The sequence below is a fragment of the Aestuariivita boseongensis genome (assembly GCF_001262635.1).
Lineage (GTDB): Bacteria > Pseudomonadota > Alphaproteobacteria > Rhodobacterales > Rhodobacteraceae > Aestuariivita > Aestuariivita boseongensis.
In genome coordinates this window covers 1-4558 of record NZ_JXYH01000092.1, presented here as the reverse complement: position 1 = coordinate 4558, position 4558 = coordinate 1, and the positions used below count along the sequence as shown (strand labels likewise).

Annotated in this window: 5 protein-coding genes; 3 read left to right on the top strand and 2 right to left on the bottom strand. The window is 61.2% G+C overall.

Annotated features, from left to right (window positions below; all coding sequences use genetic code 11):
- Nucleotides 1-468, bottom strand: a 468-nt coding sequence (locus TR61_RS19075) for an aminotransferase class III-fold pyridoxal phosphate-dependent enzyme (RefSeq protein ID WP_157440991.1), incomplete at its 3' end; no start/stop codon positions are given.
- Entirely contained in the window at nucleotides 465-1253 is a 789-nt protein-coding gene (locus TR61_RS19070) for an IclR family transcriptional regulator (RefSeq protein WP_050932121.1), read from the bottom strand. The genes TR61_RS19075 and TR61_RS19070, both read right to left, overlap by 4 nt.
- A gap of 161 nt (nucleotides 1254-1414) precedes the next feature.
- Here TR61_RS19070 and TR61_RS19065 point away from each other — a divergent pair, with 161 nt between their 5' ends.
- From TR61_RS19065 to TR61_RS19055, 3 genes are read left to right on the top strand one after another with little or no spacing between them, the layout of a single operon-like run.
- Nucleotides 1415-2353, top strand: coding sequence for a tripartite tricarboxylate transporter substrate-binding protein (locus tag TR61_RS19065; RefSeq protein ID WP_050932120.1), 939 nt, complete (start codon nucleotides 1415-1417; stop codon nucleotides 2351-2353).
- Nucleotides 2354-2404: 51 nt separating this feature from the next.
- The gene (locus tag TR61_RS19060; protein ID WP_050932119.1) at nucleotides 2405-2935 is read left to right on the top strand and encodes a tripartite tricarboxylate transporter TctB family protein; all 531 of its coding nucleotides are present in this window, start codon (nucleotides 2405-2407) and stop codon (nucleotides 2933-2935) included.
- The gene (locus tag TR61_RS19055) at nucleotides 2935-4533 is read left to right on the top strand and encodes a tripartite tricarboxylate transporter permease (protein ID WP_050932118.1); all 1599 of its coding nucleotides are present in this window, start codon (nucleotides 2935-2937) and stop codon (nucleotides 4531-4533) included. The genes TR61_RS19060 and TR61_RS19055 overlap by 1 nt, the downstream gene beginning before the upstream one ends.
- The last annotated feature ends 25 nt before the right edge of the window (nucleotides 4534-4558 follow it).

Genomic DNA, 4558 nt, shown 5'->3' with positions numbered 1-4558 from the left:
GAAATGGGTGCCGTGATAGCCCTTTTTGAGCGAGAGGAACTTGGTGCGCGCCGCATCCCCTCGGATCTTGTGGTATTGGCGCGCCAGCCGCAGGGCGGTTTCCACGCTGTCGGAGCCTCCTGACGTATAAAAGGCGCGTGTCAGCCCGTCGGGCTCAAAAAAATCGCGCAATTCCTCGGCCAGTTGGATGACCTGATCGTTCGAGGTGCCGCGGAAGATCGAGTAATAGGGCAGGGCGTTGAGTTGCTGGGAAATGGCGTCTTTGATCGCCTGACAGGAATAGCCGAGGTTCACATTCCAGAGGCCGCCGACCCCGTCCACGACTTCATGCCCATCCACATCGGTGATCCGAACGCCCGAAGCGCCGGTCACGATGGTGGGCGGATTGGCGAGGCTGTCGGCGGGATGGGCCATGGGGTGCCAGAGGGAGCGGGCGTTTTTCTCTTTCAGAAAGTTGATGTCTTTCATGCTGTCGTCTCCTCGGGTGTCGGGCTGGCATCGGCGGGCGCGAAGCCCCCGATGCGGCGGGTCAGGGTCTGGGCCGCGAGGGCCAGTTCGGTTTGGGCCAGACTGATCATGTCGGGTGTCATGCGCGCCACGGGGGCCGCGATGGCGAGCGCGCCGATGGGACGGGCGTCGGCGCCGAAGATGGGGGTGGCGATGGAATGCACATCCGCCTCGAACCCGCCGACGGATTGGGCGAAGCCGGTCTGTGTGATCTCGTTCAGCCGGTCGCGGATGCGCGCGGGGTCCGTTTCGGTATGCGGGGTGTGGGCGGTCAGGGGCTCAGCCAGCACCTGATCGCGGAAGGCGGTGTCGGCATAGGCCAGGATCGAGAGGCCCGAGGCGGTGCCGTGAAAGCTGAGCACTTCGGCATCTTCCATGGTCACGCGGGTCCCGTGGCGGGTGGAATAGTGATGTGCCAGCGCGTTCAGCTTGGTGCCCTGGATGATCGAGAAATGGGCCGTCTCACCCGTGGCATCGCTGAGATGTCTCAACTGTTCGCGGGCCACTTCCAGCAGGGGAACCGCCGCTTCGCGCAGGGCGGCGAGGCGCAAAACCTCTGCCCCCAGACGATAGGATTTGCCGGTTTGGGTTTGCTCAACGATTCCCTGCGCGGCCATTTCCGACATGTGCCGGTAGACCGTCGCCTTGTTCATTCCCGACATGCGGGCAAGATCGCTAAGCCCGATTTCAGGGCGCTGGCGGCTGAAATAACTCAGCAATGACAAGGCTTTGGAGACAGTTCCCATGGATCCTTCGCTGTGCCGGTCACGGGGCATCGCACAGAATGTTTGATTTTCGACCCGCGACCGCCTTTCATTTTTCTTGACGGATTGCGGGTGCGCCTGTCAATCTAAATTAGAACCAATGGTTCAAATAATGAACCAACATACAACTGGGAGAGTGAAAGATGACAACCAAAATCCTCAGCGGTGTTCTGGCCGCGGCGATGAGCCTGGGCGCAGGCGCGGCGCTGGCCGAATATCCCGAAAAGCCTGTGAACTTTATCGTGCCATGGCCTCCGGGTGATTTGGAAGACGTGCTGACCCGCATGATTGCAGAGGATTTTCAGGCCGAATATGGCGTGCCGGCAGCTGTGGTGAACAAACCTGGCGGCGGTGGCGGCCCGTTCCCCGGTGCGATCGAAGTGGCGAACGCACCTGCGGATGGCTACACCATCGGGTCGTTTGTGATCGGCGTTCCGGTCGTGGGTCACCAGATCGGCATTCCCGACCTGACGCCTGAGAAGTTTGATCCGCTTGGCATCTTCCTGACCTACCCCTTCGTGATCGCCACATCCGGTGACGCGCCTTATTCCAACGTCGAAGAACTGGCCGCTTACGCCAAGGAAAACGACGTGGCGCTGGGCCATTTCGGCGATCCGCTGACGCCCACGCAGGTGACCAAGGCGATGGCGGTTAACGCGGGCTTTGAATGGGGCAGCGACGCGGCTTTTGACGCCCTGGATTGCAACACGCTGGCCTCGGGCGATGCGGATGTGATCAACACCACGCTGCAGCTGATCCTGCCCTGCCTTGATACGGTCAAGGTTCTGGTTGCCATCACGGATGAGCGGATCTCGCTGGTGCCGGATGCGCCGACGATTGGCGAACTGGACCCAAGCCTGAACATCGCGCTGTGGAACGGTCTGTTTGTGACCAAGGACACGCCGCAGGATGTGCGGGACAAGATAATCGCGGTGGCCTCGAAAACCGTGATGAGCGAGCGCGCGCAGGCCGTGGCGGCTGAGACCGGCGCGCTGGTCTACTGGCAGGACGCGGAAGCCTCTGCCGCGCGTGTGGCGGCGGATATCGAAACCGTGGCCCGCATCGGCGAGCTGTTGGAATAAGCGAATGGGCGGGGGCCCGCGCGGCCCCCGTTTCACCCATCGGGGCCAGCCATGAGCAGTGAGCGCGAACGCCGATTTGTCGGACCCAGACGGGGGCAATTTGCCTTTGCGCTGGGGTTTTTCGTCATTGCCGCGCTCTTGTTGCTGTTCATTGGGGATCAGACGGCCTGGGTTGCAAAAACCAAACTGGCGGCGCAGCCCCGGTTCTGGCCTGCGGTTGGGCTGGGTCTGATGGTGGCCATGGTGGGCCTTCATCTGTGGAAGATGCCCTGGCGCGGGATCTCGCGCTTTGACCGTGTGGAACTGAAGCGCTGGCTGACGGTGTTCGAATACGCGGGCTGGTTCATGGTCTATGTGCTGGTCGTGCCGGTGCTGGGCTATCTGCCCACGACGCTGATCTTTGTCCCGGCGCTGGCGTGGCGCATGGGGTACCGCTCGCGCCGGATGATGGCGATCTGCGTGGTCTTCAGCTTTGCCGTTGTGATCATCTTCAAATCCTTCCTGTCGGTCAAAATTCCGGGTGGCATGATCTATGAATACCTGCCCGGCGCTTTGCGCAGCTTTGCGATCCTGAACCTCTGATGGAGCTGATCGGTGACAGCCTGATGATCCTTGCGCGCTGGGACGTGGTCCTGGCGCTTCTTGTGGGATCCGTGGGCGGCGTGCTGATCGGCGCGATCCCCGGTGTGGGGCCTGCGGTGGCGATTGCGATCCTGCTGCCTGCGACCTTCAGCATGGACCCGATTGTGGGGCTGACGGTGCTTTTGGGCATCTATGGCAGTTCAATGTATGGCGGCGCGATCCCGGCCATTCTGATCAACACTCCGGGCACGGCGGTGAACGCGCTGACCACCTATGACGGATACCCGATGACCGCGCGGGGGGAGCCTAGGCGCGCGCTGTCGCTGGCCTATTCCGCGTCGTTTTTCGGCGGCATCTTCTCGGTCATCTGCCTGATCCTGTTTGCGCCGGTGCTGGCAAAGGTGGCGCCGCTCTTCGGATCGCGAGAGATCTTTTTGGCGGCCCTATTGGGTCTGATCCTTGTGGTCGTGGCCCATCGCGGCCAGACTCTGATCGCGGGGGCCTTGGCGGGATTTGGCATCTTCATCCAGACCATCGGGCTGGAGCCTGTGAAATACACCCAACGCTATACCTTTGATCAGGCGTTCCTGTCGGGTGGCATCGACCTGATCGTCGTGGTTCTGGGCCTCTTTGCGTTGAGCCAGGCCTTCCTGCTTCTGACGATGGAGGACGAAAAGACCCGCCTCACCAAACTGCGCGGCGGCATGTTCCAAGGCCTGCGCGAGCTGTCGCGGCACCCGCGCATCGCATCCGTGTCTGCGGGCTTTGGCGTGGTGATGGGGATGATCCCGGGTGTGGGCGAATTCACCGCACAATTCATGTCCTACACCTATGCGCAGCGCACGTCCAAACGGCCCGAGGATTTCGGTCACGGCTCGTCCGAGGGGCTGATCGCCGCCGAAACCGCCAACAACGCGGTGCCTGCGGCGGCCATGGTGCCTTTGCTCGCCTTGGGTATTCCGGGCGAGGCGCTGACCGCGATGATGCTGTCGGTCTTTTATGTGCACAACGTGGTGCCGGGTCCGGCACTGTTCCAAAACCAGATGGACTTCGTTGTGGCGCTTTACATCGCACTTTTGATCCTGAACGTGCTGGTGCTCATCTTTCTGCTGTTCGCGACAAAACCGCTGGTGCAAGTCGTCAAAATCCCCAACCGTTTTCTTGGCGTCTGCATCCTCACGCTCAGCTTCGTCGGGGTCTATAGCTTGCGCAACTCCGCCACCGATTGCCTGATCGCGGCGGCTTTTGGCATTCTGGGTTATATCCTGAAACGCCTGTCTCTACCCATCGTGCCGATCATTCTTGGGATGGTTCTGGGTGGCATCATGGAGGTCAAACTCCGCGCTGGCATGGCGCGCGTGAAAGAGCCCTTGGATTTCATCGACCGCCCCATCGCCTTTATCCTGTTCGTAGTGATCCTGCTGGTGCTCGCCTCCCATATCCGCAAGGTCATCCTCGACCGACGCGAGATCAAAGCAGCGGAACTTGCGGACAAACACCGCTCCACACGCTTTGGCGGATACCTTGCCCGCCGTCAGACCCGCATCCTGAAAGACCGCCGGAAATCTGTCCGCAACCGTCATTCGCTCAAGAACTGACCTACTGCTTCTTTCTGGCTTCAAA

Bases quoted from the DNA above. Each gene is read 5' to 3' on its own strand.
- TR61_RS19070 (WP_050932121.1), bottom strand. From the start codon at position 1,253: ATGGGAACTGTCTCCAAAGCCTTGTCATTGCTGAGTTATTTCAGCCGC.
- TR61_RS19065 (WP_050932120.1), top strand. From the start codon at position 1,415: ATGACAACCAAAATCCTCAGCGGTGTTCTGGCCGCGGCGATGAGCCTG.
- TR61_RS19060 (WP_050932119.1), top strand. From the start codon at position 2,405: ATGAGCAGTGAGCGCGAACGCCGATTTGTCGGACCCAGACGGGGGCAA.
- TR61_RS19055 (WP_050932118.1), top strand. From the start codon at position 2,935: ATGGAGCTGATCGGTGACAGCCTGATGATCCTTGCGCGCTGGGACGTG.